This window comes from Clostridium sp. AF34-10BH (assembly GCF_003478095.1).
Taxonomy (GTDB): domain Bacteria; phylum Bacillota; class Clostridia; order Lachnospirales; family Lachnospiraceae; genus Acetatifactor; species Acetatifactor acetigignens.
Genome location: NZ_QUEC01000047.1, coordinates 1 through 15,230 on the forward strand (window position 1 = coordinate 1; position 15,230 = coordinate 15,230).

Consider the following 15,230-nt stretch of genomic DNA (forward strand, 5'->3'; position numbering starts at 1 on the left):
ATCGGTCGAGGGCTTGACCAAAGGTTTTGGATAGGAAAAGGATGTAAGTTAGGGTATAAAGATTAGATTTCAGTGTTCGGTTTTGAAGGAATAAATAAAATTTCTTCACATTTAGCTTTGTAGCTTTTTTCTGAGAATGCGTAGCATTCTCTTAAATAGCTTGCGAAGCAAGATATTTTCCTCGATAGCTCAATGGTAGAGCACTCGGCTGTTAACCGAGTTGTTGTAGGTTCGAGCCCTACTCGGGGAGTTTTTTTATCAGATACATTAGATACGCCAAGCGGCGATAACACGCGGCTCCATGGTCAAGCGGTTAAGACATCGCCCTTTCACGGCGGTAACACGGGTTCGATTCCCGTTGGAGTCATTTAATTAAATATGGCGCAGTAGCCAAGTGGTAAGGCAATGGTCTGCAACACCAGTATCCACCGGTTCAAATCCGGTCTGCGCCTCGCTGAAGAGCCTCAGAAATTTTGTGTTTCTGGGGTTTTTCTTTTCTAAAAAAGCTTACGCATAAAAGAAAAGAGATGCTTATATGCACGTAAAACAAATCCATAGTACAGAGAAAAGCAACTGTGACAGGAAGATTATACTTACGGTATATTTATACGGTAAGTAAAGTGAGGTATATTCATATCAAGAGTGTAATTCCTGGCTCGTGCACAACAGGTAATTGGTTGCGGTGGGTAACGGACCCATGCAGGAACCCTGTGGCACTCAAATAAAAAAGAGCTATTTTCATGTACGTTTCGGACGTTAGCCAAAGGATCTGATGTATCAGAGGCACTAGGCACATGATAGGCTCTTTTTTTATGGGTATAATTAAAATTATCTGTCGGAGCGAACTCCGTCAGAGCCTTCGTTTTTTAAGAGCGCATCAAGCATCCCATAAACGGAAGTGAAGGCTGGATACTGTTCAGGATGCTTACGCATTTCGTCTACTTCTTTCATGGCAGCTATTGTTTCATCATTGGGTAGGTTATTTACTTCAGGTAGTCTATCTGTATTCATCATACGTCCTCCATTTTGAATCATAGAGATATATTCATTGCGACAGATGATTATTCTGTCTCTGTTAATATGCCAAAAGCGAGTAATTGGACAACTCTTGGCTTCAATTTAACATGGATTCTATAAGAATTCAACCGATACAGCGATGTTGGTACACCTATTATTTGTAACGACAGTGTTTGGAAACTGGGCTATTTTAGATATTTAATTATATGATAATTTGGTTGTATAATAAATAATGTTAAGACATTTGTATGGCAGACATTACTATCTATTGATGTGCTGTATGGAAAGGTAGGTGAATTATTTGGTTACTAATTTATATGATAATCCACGAAAGCTGTATAAATATTTTCCTATATCAAAGGAATATGCTATTAAAGTAGTTGATAATGGGAAGTATGTTGGATTAATGTTTGCACCTAATCTTTCACGGGAGGATGCAAGTAGTGTAGGAAAAGTAATAGATAAATGGAGAGCAATAGCATTAGATGGATATATATTTTATACGTCCCCGCAGTTTTTCAATGATCCATTTGATACTTTGTTACCAAAAGCACCTGAAATTGTGCCTCCACTTGAAGAGAGAAAATATATCATTGACGTGCTAAGGAGAGCGGTCACAATAAAGAAGGATGAGGTAGATCGATTGCTTTATTCAGATGATTTTGATAGAGCATTGAGGATTGTATTAGACAGTAGACACTATGATAGAAGTATAAGTGAAGAAATATTTAAGGCTTATAAGATGGACAGAATACCCTATAAGGAAGAAGTAGCAATAACTTCCTTTTCAGAAGTTAATAATGAACAGCTAATGTGGGCGCATTATGCAGGTAGTTATTCTGGATTTTGTATTGAATATGATTTTAGTAAATCATGTGATAGTGCTTTTTTACGAGGCACAGCAAAAGTTGAATATACAAACGAAAAGCCATGTAAAGATCAATTTGATGATATGGGTGAATATGAATCAAAAGTAATGTTAACAAAATCGGAATGCTGGTCGTATGAGAAGGAATGGCGATCAAGAAAAATTGCAGAATATGGATTATGGAAATCAAAAATTTATCCTATAATAGATGCTCATAGTTGCATTACTGCTATTTATTTGGGATGTAATATGCCCGATGAGTATCAAAAAGTAATAATTGATCACTACAGAAATACAGAAGTGAAAGTATTCCAAATGAAATTATGTGATGATAAATTTGATATGTATTTTGAGCAGTGTTAATGGACTTTAGGTTCATGTTGTATAGCAAAAAGTTGGTAAGACTATTAGGATAATTTTTTAATGCCTGTAAGAAAACACATATCCTATGCGTATATATAATTATAGAATACGTAAAGGAGTGATGATATTATGACATATCAGAAAATTACGATCCCCCTGGATCATGGCAACCGCAACATGAAAACTGTTGAAGAAGTATTTACTTCCGGTCTTGCGGAGAGCGACTTAAAACCGGTGCTCGGAGAGTACCTGCAGTACAATGGGAAATTCTATTCCCTTACCGGAGAGCGTATCCCCTATATGAGGGACAAGAGCCTGGATGACAGATTTTTTATTCTTCCCCTGTTTGGCATCGGTAAAGAACTGGAGAGGCGCACACAGCCACAGAAGGATACCATTTATCAGGTAGAACTTCCGGTAGGACTGCCTCCGAAACATTATGGCGCTCTTTATGAGAAGTTTGGACATCAGTGGATTCACCTTAGATTATCTGCTGCTTCGGGAGGGCAGACCGGATCTGTCAGTATGCGATTCCCTTGAAAAAGGTGTCATTACGCTATATAACCGGATTATCTACCGTGTAAGCTCCGATTTCGATATGCTCCTAGAAGATACGGACATTGATACGATTATTCTTGGCAAAAACAGTGATTACAGCGACAGTGTAATCAGACTGGTAAAGCAGATGACAAAGCAGTATGTCGATGATTTCCTGGGGGCACTCCGGGAGAGAGGAATCGACTTGAAAACCGGATGCATTGTGTTTATCAGCGGTGGAGCAAAATTACTCAGGGAATACTTAGAAAACACGGACAAGATCGGAAACATTCAAGATTGTGTACACGAGCTTTGATATAAGGAGCTCCAATCAGCATTGCAGTTAATGCCCTGTGATTACCATCTCGTTCTACAAAATATTCATCAGAATCCGTATAATAATTAACATCGACGGGATCAATCAAAATAGCAAAAGATTTTCTCGTGGAATCCAAAGAACCGTATCGGGACAGTTCTCCAAAATATCGTTTAAATTTATCGCTATGACGTTTTGAGTCAGGTACAAAGCATACATTATCAAAAACACTTTGACCAGGAGTAGAACGAGTGGTACCTATTATTTTATCAGTTGGGATGCATGTAAAAGTGGTTTGGCGGTCAGGTAAAGGAGTATAGAGATCATTTGGGTATGCAGGACGTAATACTTTACTTTTTGCCAATGCAATGTCATTTGCATTCATACCAATTTGAGATAGTACGTCTTCAAGATTATCTGATACATGAATAGAGACCTCTGTTGAATAATGTAGTATCATTGTAACCTCCTTTGCTTTAGGTGAACTATACAGATAGAAATAGTGAGTTTCTCAAACATAGTACTTCGTCGGATGTAATATTTGTATAAATAATAAAAATCATTGTGGTGTTGTGTTGTTTAGAAACCAGTCAGGTGTATTAGTATTTCCCAAATTTTGATAATAAGCTTGTGGCGATGCACCAGTATATTTTTTGAATACACGGCTGAAGTAAAGCGGATCATCAAAACCTACCAAACGCGAAATATTGGTAATGGTCATGGAATTAGACAAAAGAAAATCTTTGGCTTTCTCAATGCGCTGGTAATTTAGATAATGCATGGGGGACATCCCCATACGATCCTTAAACATATGTGAAAAACTACTTTGACTTAGTTTGCAGTAATCAGCCATGGAAGCCACAGACCATTTGTTTGCATATTTAGAGTTTAATTCAAGTAGTAGCCTGTCAAAGGAAAAATCATTATCCAAAGGTCTGGAGATACTATAAAAGGAACGATGAATAAAGCATAGGAGAATATAAAAATTATGCAATACAATGTCTTCATAAGATATTTTTTTTAGTTGTAGTTCGGTGATAATATCCTGAAAGAGTAATTTCAAATATAGCCTTTCACCAATATAACAATTCTTTATATCGTATTGTTTTAATATATTTTCACATTCATTACCAGTAAAATGTATCCAGTAGATCTCAGGTTTTTCCTTTGCATAATAGGAATAATACTGAGGTATGCCTGGACGATATAAAACAATATTTCCTGCCGATAAGGTAATCCATTCATTATTCAAATAAAAATGCCCACTTCCGCGGTGAATGTATATTATTTGGTAATCCAGTCTGCCATTTTTACGATTGCAGAAGTAATCCTGTGTCTGAAAGACCTGCTTCCCACAACAATTCACTATCAGAGGAACATCTTGATCGTAATAACCTGTAATTTTTCTTTCTTCTCTTAAATGACCGCTAATATTTATCATATGACTACATCAACTCCATCCTTTATAAACAACGTAATCATAACATACAAATGCAGAAAAATCCATATTAAAAGCATTTATGTTAATAGTATGTAAATAAATATATGCTAATATATCTATATAAAACAGCGCAAATCCAGAAAAGGAGAGTGACCTTTTGAAAAAACAGATAATTCTATTAATGACAGATACCACAAGAAAAGACATGGTGGGATGTTATGGTAATAAAAAAATGTTTACGCCAAATTTAGATGCACTGGCGCAAGAGGGAATTCGGTATGAGAATGCATACACTTGTCAACCGGTTTGTGGTCCGGCAAGAAGTGCAATTTTTACAGGCACGTTTCCTCATTCAAATGGAATGGTAACGAACGGAGTTCCATTGGGGGCAAATGTAAAGACTATTGGACAAAGACTGACGGACAATGGTATTAAATGTGGATATATAGGAAAATGGCATTTGGATGGTGGGGATTATTTTGGATTAGGTTGTTGCCCCGAAGGCTGGGATGCAGATTACTGGTATGATATGAAATGCTATCTGAATGAGCTGAGTGAAAATGAACGTGTATGTTCGAGGCAACCAAATGAGTCATTTCAACCGGATTTTTCAGAAGAATTTACATATGCTCATAGATGTTCGGATCGCGCAATCAGATTTTTGGATCAATACAAAGAAGAAGACTTTTTCCTTACGGTATCATATGACGAACCTCATGGACCGTCGTTATGTCCTGCACCTTATAATACCATGTACAGAGGTTTTAAATTTGAGCCTTCTGCTAAATTTACAGATGACTTGAAAAATAAACCTTTAATGCAACAACTGTGGGCCGGGGATAAGCTGACAGCAGATGAAAAACAGATCAACCAAAGTTCCGAAGGATTAGCATTATTCCTGGGATGTAACAGCTTTGTTGATTATGAAATGGGAAGAGTTCTGGATGTGATTAAAGAAAAGATGCCCAATGCTATGGTTATCTATACCTCTGATCATGGAGACATGTTGGGGGCACATAGGCTGTTTTCTAAAAACGCAGCTATCTATGATGAGGTGACTAATATTCCGCTGATCATTAAAGGTGGTGAAAAGGGAAAAGTAATTACAACACCGGCATCTCATATTGATATTACTCCGACAGTGATGGACTATTTTGGATTACGTATTCCGAAGTTACTGGAAGGAAAGAGCATGCTTCCACAGATATACGATACGACAATTAAGATAAACAGTGAAGTTTATACAGAGTTTACCAGATATGAGATAGATCATGATGGATTTGGTGGGGTTCAAATTATGAGAGGTGTCATTTCGGAGAACTATAAATTAGCAATTAATCTGCTTGACAGAGATGAGTTTTACGACTTAGAAAAGGATCCAGATGAAATGGTAAATGAAATAGATAATCCGGAATACTTGGAGATAATTCGGGAATATCATAGAAAACTTGTCACCCATATGAATGCAACTCGAGATCTTTATCGTGGTTATCAATGGTCTCTTAGACCCTGGAATAAAAATTTTACTCCAAGCTGGGACAACGAAGGGTTTACAAGACAACGAGAAAATGAGGAATATGAGCCTCGCCAGTTGGACTACGATACAGGGTTACCTATAAAAGAAGCTGTCAGAAGCAAGTATCTATATGAAATGGGGGGAGAACTATGACAATGACAAAATATGCAGTCGATGCAGCAACAAGAAGAATTCGATTTAAAAGAAAATTAAAGTTAAATCTATGGTGTTGGATGTTTATGTCGCTGGCAGTTGGATTTTATATCTTATTCCAAGGGTATCCGATTATATGCAGTATTCAGTATTCGCTGTTGGACTGGTCGGGAATGACATCTAATGCAACGTTTATCGGCTTACAGAACTATAAAGAACTGATGCATGATGAATTGTTTTGGAATGCTTTTATAAACAGTTTTAAGTACATGGTAATGATAGTTCCGTTAGAACTTGCGGTGTCTTTGTTCCTTGCATATCTGCTAAATGATGAAAAAATGAAAGGACGTGGATTATACCGTACAATGTATTTTGTTCCCGTAGTTACGACTGCTTCTGTAGTGGGAATTATCATGATATTCATTTTGGGAGTTCAGGGACCGGTCAATCATCTTTTGGTCACACTACATATTCTGCAAAACCCGATTAATTTTCTGGGAAACGCAAAGTATGCGCTGCCTACATTGGTAATCATTTCGCTTTGGAAGGATTGCGGAACATATATGATTTACTGGCTGGCAGGACTGCAGGGAGTTTCGAAAGATGTATATGAAGCGGCAACCATTGATGGTGCAAACAGAAGACAAACTTTCTTCCATATTGTGTTGCCTCTGATTGCACCCACAGGAGGAATTATTGCAATATTATGTGCCATAAATTCTTTGAAGGTATTTGATATTGTGAAAACAATGACGGAAGGTGGCCCTTATTATGCAACAGATGTAATCGCAACGTATGTATATAGAACCGCATTTTCAAGTGAGATTGGAATGCCAAGACTTGGCTATGCGAGTGCAGCAGCTCTGTTCTTTGGAGGCGCCGTTATAATAATAGGAATACTTCTGAATGCAATGAAAGACCGTCTACAGAAGAATGTACAATAGGGGGTGGAACAGATGAGCAAAGAAAAAAAGATTCATATCGTTAAATCTGTGATTAAACATGGTTTGCTGCTTTGCGTTGGATTTTTCTGGATATATCCTTTTTTATGGATGATTTCCGCCTCGTTTAAGGGCCAGAATGAGTTCTTCCAAAACCGTATGGGATTGATTCCGGTACAGCCGACAATCGACAATTTTATTCGTATCTGGCAGAAAGCGGATTTTGGCACTTATTTTATCAATACAATTATTGTAACAGCATTTTCGGTTATCATTGTGCTGATTATGACGATGATGGCGGGATATGCTATGGGACGTTATAAATTTCTTGGCAGAAACCTATGCATGGCAGTTTTCTTGGCCAGTATTGCTATTCCGCTGGTGAGTACAATTATACCGACCTATGAAGTAGTCAAAGGAATGAATCTGGTAGGTACCAAGCTTGGATTGATCTTATCACAGGCAGGAGGAGCGCATGTTATCTTTTTGCTTCTGTTTACCAGCTTCTTTCAATCTGTACCAAATGAGTTGGAAGAGGCATCTAAGATAGATGGATGCAATTATTTTCAGACATTTTTCTATATTATGATGAAGCTGTGTAAGCCTGTCGCAACGACAGTAGTCATTATGGAAACCATTTGGGCTTGGAATGCATTCATGCTTCCTTTGGTATTAACTTTGAATAATCCGTCATCTAGGACACTTGCGGTTGGGTTATATGCATTCAAAGGAGAAAATACTGTTGATTGGACAGGCATTGCTGCCGGAGGTTCTATAGCTGTAATCCCGGTTATTATATTATTTGTTTTAATGCAGAAGCATTTTGTGGAAGGAATTGCCGGAGCTGTTAAAAGTTAATTGAAAACAATAATTTATATCAAAGAGAGGAGAAAAAGAAATGAAATTAAAACGACTTGGTACACTGTTATTGACTGCTATAATTGCAGCAACAACCCTGGCAGGATGTGGTGCAATGCCCTCAACAGGTAATGGAAATGAAACAGGCGAAAATGCAAGTGTCATAGCAGCAACAGAAGAGGACACCGATGGACAAATAACACTTCGGGTTGTTGACTGGAGCGACGGATCTGCTACGCAAAGAGAGGAGTTTCATAAGAAGTTCGAAGAAGCACACCCTGATATTAAAATTGAATATACTATGCTTACAGTAGATCAATTCAAAAATACTATTGTTACTATGATTAAATCTGGTGAGGGGCCTGATTTGTTTCCGATTCCGGTGGGACTTACTTTAAATACAGCGGTAGAAGAAGGCTGGTTCCAGCCGATTAACGATTATGTAACCGATGAATTCCGAAATAAGTTTGATCCGGATGCCTTTGCAGAGGGAGTTACTGATATTGGGGATGACTGGTATACAGTTACAGAGCAGATGCCAATCATTCAGTGTTTATTCTTCTATAATAAGGATATTTTGAACCAGGCAGGTGTTACGGAGGTTCCCACAACATATTCAGAGTTTAGAGAAGCCTGTAAAAAAGTTACAGAGATGGGGAATGGCAATGTTTATGGTCTGATTGATGGCGGAAAACAGATGAACCGTATGGACGTTATGGCAAGATCCCTGGTTGCAGCAGCTGGTGGTAAGGTAGCTGCAACGCAGAAAGTGCTGACGGATAATGGAGTGGCGCCTTACGACAGCAAGGAAATGAATGATGCGCTTGGATTTATTAAAGGTCTGGTAGATGATGGAAGTATTCATCCGGATACTATCAATATAAGTGCTCCGGAGGCAAGAGAATTATTTGCACAGGGACAGGCGGCATTCCTCTGCCAGGGAATGTGGTGTGTATCCCAGTGGGATGCAAATTATCCGGATTTGAATTATGGAGTTATGGCAGTTCCTGTTCCTGACGGAGTAACAAACACTTATGTTCAGGCGGGTGAATTATCTCCGTGGATGGGTATCTATAAGCAGTCCAAACATCCCAAGGAAGCAGCTGAATATTTAATGGCACTGTATGATGAACAATATGGATATCAGCAGAGCAATGTGGAAAGTGGAAGTTTTGTGTCTTGTATTCCGGAAATCAATGAAAAATACATGACCAATGAGCATATGAAGCAATACTACACAATTGCAGAGGAAACATCCAGAGTAGTTCCTACTTTAGTAAAGAGAGATGAGAAAGCAAATGATTTTTATGCAGAAGTAAAGGATGTACAGCCTAGCTTAGGAGCAATTGTGCAGGGCATTATTTCCCAGAGTATTACTGACTATGACAGTGCATTAAAGACACTGGCAAATGATACAACTACAGAGTGGAAGCGTGCTTCGGAGGCAGTTGGAATGGATTATAGCTCATTGGAATTTCCTAACTGGGATGCGACGAAAGACTACACGGATGCGGATTACGAGACATTGAAGTAAGTGCATAAATTAAGAGAGTGCAGAAAATGATGCGATGACTTAGTTATAAAGGAAATCGCATCGTTTTCTGCATATAGGTAATGTAGTATTTTAAAATATATTGAGAGACCAGCCATGAAAGAAAAAAACAAGAAAAAAATGCTATTGAAACTGTTTTTATCTACCTTATATCTGAGCGCATTTACTTTTGGTGGGGGATATGTGATCGTTACACTGATGAAGAAAAAATTTGTAGATCAATATCACTGGATAGAAGAAAATGAAATGCTTGATCTAGTGGCAATCGCACAATCCTCTCCGGGAGCGATCGCAGTAAATGGAGCCATTGTTGTAGGGTATAAGCTGTCAGGCATTCTGGGAGCGTTGGTAGCAATCCTTGGGACGGTACTGCCTCCGTTTGTGATTTTATCAGTAATATCTGTATTTTATAAAGCCTTTAGAAATAACTGGTTAATCAGTCAGCTTCTGGAAGGCATGCAGGCTGGGGTCGGAGCGGTAATTGCATCCGTCACGTTGGATATGGGGATTCCAATCGTGAAAGAGAAGGAAGCCGTGTCGCTGATTATAATGGTAGGAGCGTTTGTTGCAGCCTGCCTGTTTGGTATAAATGTTGTGTATATCGTAATCGTATGCGGAATAATTGGCATAATCCGTACACTCCTGTTAAATAGGAGGAAGATGAAATGATATATTTACAGTTATTCTGGAGTTTTTTACAGATAGGGTTGTTCAGCTTTGGTGGAGGATATGCAGCAATGCCTTTGATACAGGGGCAGGTTGTAACCAGCCATGGATGGCTTACAATGTCGGAATTTACAGATCTTATAACGATATCTCAGATGACCCCGGGACCGATTGCTGTTAATTCGGCTACTTTTGTAGGACTTAAAATAGCAGGAATACCCGGAGCAGTAGTAGCAACGGTAGGATGTATCTTACCATCCTGCATTATTGTAACGATTCTTGCAAAATTATATCTGCGATATCGGAGCATGGATATGCTTCAAGGTGTATTACATTCGCTTCGACCAGCGGTGGTGGCAATGATCGCTTCGGCCGGAGTCCAGATTCTTATAACAGCCTTTTGGGGAAATGGAATAGAAATATCCCTATTTGGAACAAAATGGATCATGATTCTGATATTCGCAATATGTATATTGCTGCTGCGTAGTACTAAGCTGAACCCCATTTGGGTAATGGTATTGGCAGGAGTGATGAAGTTAGCTATGTCAGTATTAATATAGGAAAGCAGACAGGAGAAATATATGCCACCGATTAGTGTACTTATAAAACCATCATCAGGATTATGCAATATGAAGTGTGATTACTGTTTCTACTGCGATGAAACAAAAAAGAGAGCACGGGAATCCTATGGATTTATGACAGAGCAGACACTCAAAAATCATTTTCTTGTAGGACTCTCTGTAGACGGCACAAAAGAGATTCATGATTGTTATCGACATACCAAAGATGGAGCATCAGCATTTGACCGAATCAGATCTGTAGCAAAGATTATGGATCAGTGTGGCGTAGATTATAATATTCTCACGGTGGTAACAAACTATCATATCCAGGTATATGAGTAAGGGAAAAAGCAATATATAAAAGCGAGTGGATTGTGCTTGCATAAAAATGCCATTTGGGGTGAGCGAGCACTAGAATTGGAAAGATTTTGGGAATGATTAATTTATTATATTAGGAAGAGGTATAAATGATGAAGGCAGATATCAGATGGCTGGATAATCCTGAGATTTTTAGAGTCAACAGAGAGGATGCACATAGTGACCATGCTTATTATGCAAGCTATAATGATATGGAGAAGAAATCAGACCGATGGGTGATGCTGCTGGATGGCTTATGGAAGTTTAGATACAGTAAGAATGCAGCATCGAGACCAGCTGATTTCTACAAAGAAGGATACGATGATTCGAACTTTGATATGATCAGAGTGCCGGGACATATAGAATTGCAAGGCTATGATAAAATACAATATATTAATACCATGTATCCATGGGAAGGACATGAGTATCGCAGACCTGCATATAGCATTGAAAATGCTGGAAATGGTGCTGGAATGTTCAGCGAAGCTTCGTATAATCCGGTAGGATCATATGTCTGCACATTTGATCTGCCTGAGACTTTTCAGGGAAATAGGGTTTACGTCTGCTTCGAAGGAGTAGAACAGGCAATGTATATCTGGCTGAATGGTGAGTTTATAGGATATGCAGAAGATAGCTTTACACCATCGGAATTTGATCTTACTCCATATATTAGGACAGAGGGAAATAAACTTTGCGTTGAGGTTCATAAAAGGAGTACAGCTGCATTTTTGGAAGATCAGGATTTCTTTCGCTTTTTCGGTATATTTAGAAGTGTTAAACTTAAGGCAAAGCCTTGTGTACATGTTGAAGACATTTTTATTCGCCCAATATTGTGGAACTCAAACATACAGGGAAATTTGGAAGTTAATGCAAAATTGTCCATGGTCTACGCAAAAGACATCAGGGTAACGGCGGTACTGAGAGATAAAGGAAAAATCTGCTGGAGCCAGGACATGAAAATGCAATACAGCGACAAGGGAACTTCGAACATTCTTCAGGTAACTGGTGCTCTTAAAGATACGTTACCCATATCCATTACTCCGTGGGATCATCACAAGCCATATCTTTATGATTTCTGCTTGGAGGTAAGAGATCAGGATAATTGTCTGATAGAAATTGTACCTTATGCAATTGGCTTTAGAAGACTTGAAATTATAGATAAAGTTATTTATTTAAATGGAAAGAGGCTGATTCTGACAGGTATTAATCGACATGAATGGGAACCGCATAAAGGAAGATGCATTACAGAAAAAGAAATGCGAATTGACTTGATGCTTTTCCAGCAGAATCATATTAATGCAGTCAGGACATGTCATTATCCAAATCAGATTCCATGGTATTATATGTGTGATGAAGCAGGAATATATATGATGGCCGAAACCAATTTGGAAAGCCATGGATCATGGCAAAAAATGGGTGCGATAGAGCCGTCATATAACGTCCCCGGATCAATACCTCAATGGAAAGAAGCAGTGATTGATCGTGCCCAATCGAATTATGAAACTTTTAAGAACCATACTTCCATATTGTTCTGGTCGTTGGGAAATGAGTCATATGCCGGAGATGATATTGAAGCAATGAATCAATATTTTATGGATCAAAATGACGGAAGACTAATACACTATGAAGGAGTATCTGTTAACAGAAGCTACGAGGATAAAATATCTCAAGTGGAAAGCAGAATGTATGCTACTCCGGATGAAGTCAGACAGTATCTTGATCAGAATGCAAAAAAGCCATATGTATTATGTGAATATATGCACTGTATGGGAAATTCTCTTGGTGGAATGGATTCTTACATGAACCTCCTGGACAAATATCCAATGTTTCAGGGAGGGTTTATATGGGATTATATTGATCAGGCGATTTATGTCAAGGATGAAGTGACTGGAGAACAGGTTCTTCGTTATGGTGGAGATTTCGATGACAGACCGTCCGATTATGAATTTTCCGGAAATGGAATTGTGTTCGCAGACCGAACAGAAAAGCCGGCGACTCAGGAGGTAAAATACTATTATGCAAAATATGAATAAAAAAATGTTGAAAATTGTATACGGTGATTGTACTCTGGGAGTATCGGGAGATAACTTTTCTTATATTTTTTCTTATGTGGCTGGAGGAATGGAGTCACTCGTAAAAGACGGAATAGAGTGGTTGTTTAGATGTCCTAAACCAGCCTTTTGGAGAGCGCTTACCGATAATGATCGGGGCTGTGGATTCCAAGTGCAGAGTGGAGCGTGGATGTCCGCTGATATGTTTATACATTGTGTGAAGAAACAAGTGATAGTTGATGACAAAGATATCGGATTACCATGTGCACCTTATAATAATGCATTTTCAGCCAATGAATATGCTGATCATGTAAAAATGATCTTTACCTATGAAACTATTACAATTCCCAAAACATTGGTGGAAGTATCCTATCAGATTAACAGTAATGGAGAAATTCTTGTGGAAAACCTCTTCCATGGAAGACCGGAACTTCCAGAGCTTCCGGTTTTTGGACTACGTATACTTATGCCGACGCTTGCAAAGGAATATAGGTATGAAGGGTTGTCGGGAGAAACCTACCCGGACAGAAAGAAGGGAGCCCATAGAGGTGTTTTCATTGAAAAACCGATTATGACACCATATTTGGTTCCGCAGGAATGTGGAATGCATATGGATACAGAATGGGTTGAAATATATCGAGATACTATACAGGATAATAGTATGCCGTCACCTGGTAAACATATGCTGAAAATATGTAAGAGTGGAGAAAATTTTCATTTTTCATGTCTTCCATATACGGCATATGAAATCGAAAATGCAACTCATCAGGAAGAGCTTCCGCCAGCAAGGAGAACTGTACTGTGTATTTATGGAGCGACAAGAGGCGTTGGAGGAATTAATAGTTGGGGAGCCGATGTAGAACCATCGTATCATGTAAGTGCAAAAGAAGACATCCGATATTCATTTATAATTAGTTGACAAAATAAGAAAGGAGAAATTGTATGGGAGCAAAAAAATTAAACTATTCTGTTTGTATTGATGCAGTATTTCGGGAGAGTAAATTATCATTCGTAGAGGCAATGAGTGTAATTCACAGACTTGGATATAAAGCTTATGAATTTTGGTCATGGAAGGATAAAGATATTAAACGTATAAAAGAGGTTCAGAAAGAAACAGGACTAAAGACAGCAGCTTTCTGTACGGAGTTTATTAATCCTGGAGATCCTGAAAAACAGCAGGAATTCCTTGAAGGTTTAAAAAGGAGTATGGAAACGGCTCATGTACTTGACTGTGGAAGATTGATCGTACAGGCTGGATGGGAATATGAAACAGCTGCAAAAGGCATAACGAGAGATCAACATAGATGCACTTTCATTGATACTATGCAAAAAGCAGGGGATCTTGCGGCTGAGCAAAAAATAGAGCTTGTAATAGAGCCTTTAAATTTACTGGTAGATCATCCGGGATATCATTTGTCTACTTCGAGAGAAGCTTTTGACATATTAGAGAAAATAGATTCGGATAATGTGAAGATATTATTTGATATCTATCATCAACAAATCACAGAAGGAAATTTGTATTCTAATATATTTGACCATTTGAACCAAATAGGACATTTTCATGCAGCGGCTGTGCCTGGTCGAGGTCCTATTACCGGCGGAGAAATCAATTATACATACTTGCTTCAGGAACTTGCTGATAATGGATACGATGGATATGTTGGATTGGAATACATGACTGCCTTTTCGGCGGAAGAATCCTTGAAAAAAGTTATGGAAAATATATTGGTATAAGTGTTAAAAGAGCCCACATTAACTTGTGGGCTCTTCAGACTGTAGACAAAACGCTTTTGGTCAGCACTCCAGAAGCGTTTTTCTTGTTTTGGGTTCAAAAAGTGTGTACTTGATCAATAATAAACACTTTTGGGTTCCCCTTTTTCCCTTCCTGGCTATCATCTTTGCCAGTTTTTTCAGATTCATGCAGGCAAACGTAAGCCCGACTTTCATTTCCATCCGGGCTTTTCCTATCATCTGTGTATAGCGTAATCCGTGGTTTTCTTTTGCTGTTCCGAAGAGGCGCTCTACGGTCTCTTT

General features: G+C 38.5%; 17 protein-coding genes and 3 tRNA genes. 16 read left to right on the top strand and 4 right to left on the bottom strand.

Going from position 1 to position 15,230, the window contains the following annotated elements; genetic code table 11:
- The first annotated feature begins 178 nt into the window (after positions 1-178).
- From DWZ61_RS18515 to DWZ61_RS18525, 3 genes are all read left to right on the top strand, one after another.
- Positions 179-250: transfer RNA gene (locus DWZ61_RS18515), tRNA-Asn, on the top strand.
- A gap of 45 nt (positions 251-295) precedes the next feature.
- Positions 296-367 (top strand) — tRNA-Glu (locus DWZ61_RS18520).
- Between the two features lie 13 nt (positions 368-380).
- A tRNA-Cys gene (locus tag DWZ61_RS18525) sits at positions 381-452 on the top strand.
- 376 nt (positions 453-828) lie between these two features.
- Here the strand turns inward: DWZ61_RS18525 and DWZ61_RS18530 are convergent.
- Positions 829-1,014 carry a hypothetical protein gene (locus DWZ61_RS18530; protein ID WP_145985576.1) on the bottom strand — a complete coding sequence of 62 codons (186 nt, stop codon included), beginning with the start codon at positions 1,012-1,014 and terminating at the stop codon, positions 829-831.
- 304 nt (positions 1,015-1,318) lie between these two features.
- On the opposite strand from DWZ61_RS18530, the gene DWZ61_RS18535 reads away from it, so the two are divergent.
- The 3 genes from DWZ61_RS18535 to DWZ61_RS19530 all read left to right on the top strand — a co-directional run bounded on the left by DWZ61_RS18535 (position 1,319) and on the right by DWZ61_RS19530 (position 3,101).
- Positions 1,319-2,248 (top strand): DUF2971 domain-containing protein, encoded by a 930-nt coding sequence (locus DWZ61_RS18535; RefSeq protein ID WP_119623347.1) that lies wholly within the window; start codon positions 1,319-1,321, stop codon positions 2,246-2,248.
- A gap of 129 nt (positions 2,249-2,377) precedes the next feature.
- A complete protein-coding gene (locus DWZ61_RS18540; protein ID WP_118505545.1) occupies positions 2,378-2,788 on the top strand; it encodes a hypothetical protein in 411 nt (136 codons plus the stop codon).
- Positions 2,688-3,101: a hypothetical protein gene (locus DWZ61_RS19530; RefSeq protein ID WP_145985577.1), complete on the top strand. Its 414-nt coding sequence runs from the start codon at positions 2,688-2,690 to the stop codon at positions 3,099-3,101. The genes DWZ61_RS18540 and DWZ61_RS19530 overlap by 101 nt, the downstream gene beginning before the upstream one ends.
- Here the strand turns inward: DWZ61_RS19530 and DWZ61_RS19535 are convergent.
- Positions 3,037-3,561, bottom strand: a complete 525-nt coding sequence (locus DWZ61_RS19535; protein WP_145985578.1) for a hypothetical protein — start codon at positions 3,559-3,561, stop codon at positions 3,037-3,039. The genes DWZ61_RS19530 and DWZ61_RS19535 overlap by 65 nt on opposite strands.
- Before the next feature lie 99 nt (positions 3,562-3,660).
- A complete protein-coding gene (locus DWZ61_RS18550) occupies positions 3,661-4,542 on the bottom strand; it encodes a helix-turn-helix domain-containing protein (protein WP_118505539.1) in 882 nt (293 codons plus the stop codon).
- A 157-nt stretch (positions 4,543-4,699) separates the two neighbouring features.
- On the opposite strand from DWZ61_RS18550, the gene DWZ61_RS18555 reads away from it, so the two are divergent.
- From DWZ61_RS18555 to DWZ61_RS18600, 10 genes are all read left to right on the top strand, one after another.
- Entirely contained in the window at positions 4,700-6,211 is a 1,512-nt protein-coding gene (locus DWZ61_RS18555; protein WP_118540023.1) for a sulfatase-like hydrolase/transferase, read from the top strand.
- A gap of 2 nt (positions 6,212-6,213) precedes the next feature.
- Positions 6,214-7,155, top strand: coding sequence for a sugar ABC transporter permease (locus tag DWZ61_RS18560; RefSeq protein WP_243026461.1), 942 nt, complete (start codon positions 6,214-6,216; stop codon positions 7,153-7,155).
- A gap of 12 nt (positions 7,156-7,167) precedes the next feature.
- Positions 7,168-8,010, top strand: coding sequence for a carbohydrate ABC transporter permease (locus tag DWZ61_RS18565; protein ID WP_022152703.1), 843 nt, complete (start codon positions 7,168-7,170; stop codon positions 8,008-8,010).
- 40 nt (positions 8,011-8,050) lie between these two features.
- Positions 8,051-9,544 (top strand): extracellular solute-binding protein, encoded by a 1,494-nt coding sequence (locus tag DWZ61_RS18570; RefSeq protein WP_118540025.1) that lies wholly within the window; start codon positions 8,051-8,053, stop codon positions 9,542-9,544.
- 114 nt (positions 9,545-9,658) lie between these two features.
- A complete protein-coding gene (locus DWZ61_RS18575) occupies positions 9,659-10,231 on the top strand; it encodes a chromate transporter (RefSeq protein WP_118505533.1) in 573 nt (190 codons plus the stop codon).
- A complete protein-coding gene (locus tag DWZ61_RS18580) occupies positions 10,228-10,788 on the top strand; it encodes a chromate transporter (RefSeq protein WP_118505531.1) in 561 nt (186 codons plus the stop codon). The genes DWZ61_RS18575 and DWZ61_RS18580 overlap by 4 nt, the downstream gene beginning before the upstream one ends.
- A 69-nt stretch (positions 10,789-10,857) precedes the next feature.
- The gene (locus DWZ61_RS18585) at positions 10,858-11,130 is read left to right on the top strand and encodes a hypothetical protein (protein ID WP_330672128.1); all 273 of its coding nucleotides are present in this window, start codon (positions 10,858-10,860) and stop codon (positions 11,128-11,130) included.
- 125 nt (positions 11,131-11,255) lie between these two features.
- A complete protein-coding gene (locus DWZ61_RS18590) occupies positions 11,256-13,178 on the top strand; it encodes a glycoside hydrolase family 2 TIM barrel-domain containing protein (protein ID WP_330672129.1) in 1,923 nt (640 codons plus the stop codon).
- Positions 13,162-14,115, top strand: coding sequence for a beta-galactosidase small subunit (locus tag DWZ61_RS18595; RefSeq protein ID WP_118540026.1), 954 nt, complete (start codon positions 13,162-13,164; stop codon positions 14,113-14,115). Before DWZ61_RS18590 ends, DWZ61_RS18595 begins: the two co-directional genes overlap by 17 nt.
- Positions 14,116-14,138: 23 nt before the next feature.
- Positions 14,139-14,930, top strand: a complete 792-nt coding sequence (locus tag DWZ61_RS18600; RefSeq protein WP_118540027.1) for a TIM barrel protein — start codon at positions 14,139-14,141, stop codon at positions 14,928-14,930.
- 60 nt (positions 14,931-14,990) lie between these two features.
- Here DWZ61_RS18600 and DWZ61_RS19960 read toward each other — a convergent pair.
- On the bottom strand, positions 14,991-15,230 hold a 240-nt coding region (locus tag DWZ61_RS19960; protein WP_207664191.1), incomplete at its 5' end, for a transposase.

Excerpts from the sequence above, each read along its gene's own strand:
- DWZ61_RS18540 (WP_118505545.1), top strand. The coding sequence starts at position 2,378 with ATGACATATCAGAAAATTACGATCCCCCTGGATCATGGCAACCGCAAC.
- DWZ61_RS18560 (WP_243026461.1), top strand. The coding sequence starts at position 6,214 with ATGACAAAATATGCAGTCGATGCAGCAACAAGAAGAATTCGATTTAAA.
- DWZ61_RS18570 (WP_118540025.1), top strand. The coding sequence starts at position 8,051 with ATGAAATTAAAACGACTTGGTACACTGTTATTGACTGCTATAATTGCA.
- DWZ61_RS18550 (WP_118505539.1), bottom strand. The coding sequence starts at position 4,542 with ATGATAAATATTAGCGGTCATTTAAGAGAAGAAAGAAAAATTACAGGT.
- DWZ61_RS18580 (WP_118505531.1), top strand. The coding sequence starts at position 10,228 with ATGATATATTTACAGTTATTCTGGAGTTTTTTACAGATAGGGTTGTTC.
- DWZ61_RS18595 (WP_118540026.1), top strand. The coding sequence starts at position 13,162 with ATGCAAAATATGAATAAAAAAATGTTGAAAATTGTATACGGTGATTGT.
- DWZ61_RS18600 (WP_118540027.1), top strand. The coding sequence starts at position 14,139 with ATGGGAGCAAAAAAATTAAACTATTCTGTTTGTATTGATGCAGTATTT.
- DWZ61_RS19535 (WP_145985578.1), bottom strand. The coding sequence starts at position 3,561 with ATGATACTACATTATTCAACAGAGGTCTCTATTCATGTATCAGATAAT.
- DWZ61_RS18575 (WP_118505533.1), top strand. The coding sequence starts at position 9,659 with ATGAAAGAAAAAAACAAGAAAAAAATGCTATTGAAACTGTTTTTATCT.
- DWZ61_RS18590 (WP_330672129.1), top strand. The coding sequence starts at position 11,256 with ATGATGAAGGCAGATATCAGATGGCTGGATAATCCTGAGATTTTTAGA.
- DWZ61_RS18565 (WP_022152703.1), top strand. The coding sequence starts at position 7,168 with ATGAGCAAAGAAAAAAAGATTCATATCGTTAAATCTGTGATTAAACAT.
- DWZ61_RS18585 (WP_330672128.1), top strand. The coding sequence starts at position 10,858 with ATGAAGTGTGATTACTGTTTCTACTGCGATGAAACAAAAAAGAGAGCA.
- DWZ61_RS19530 (WP_145985577.1), top strand. The coding sequence starts at position 2,688 with ATGGCGCTCTTTATGAGAAGTTTGGACATCAGTGGATTCACCTTAGAT.
- DWZ61_RS18530 (WP_145985576.1), bottom strand. The coding sequence starts at position 1,014 with ATGATGAATACAGATAGACTACCTGAAGTAAATAACCTACCCAATGAT.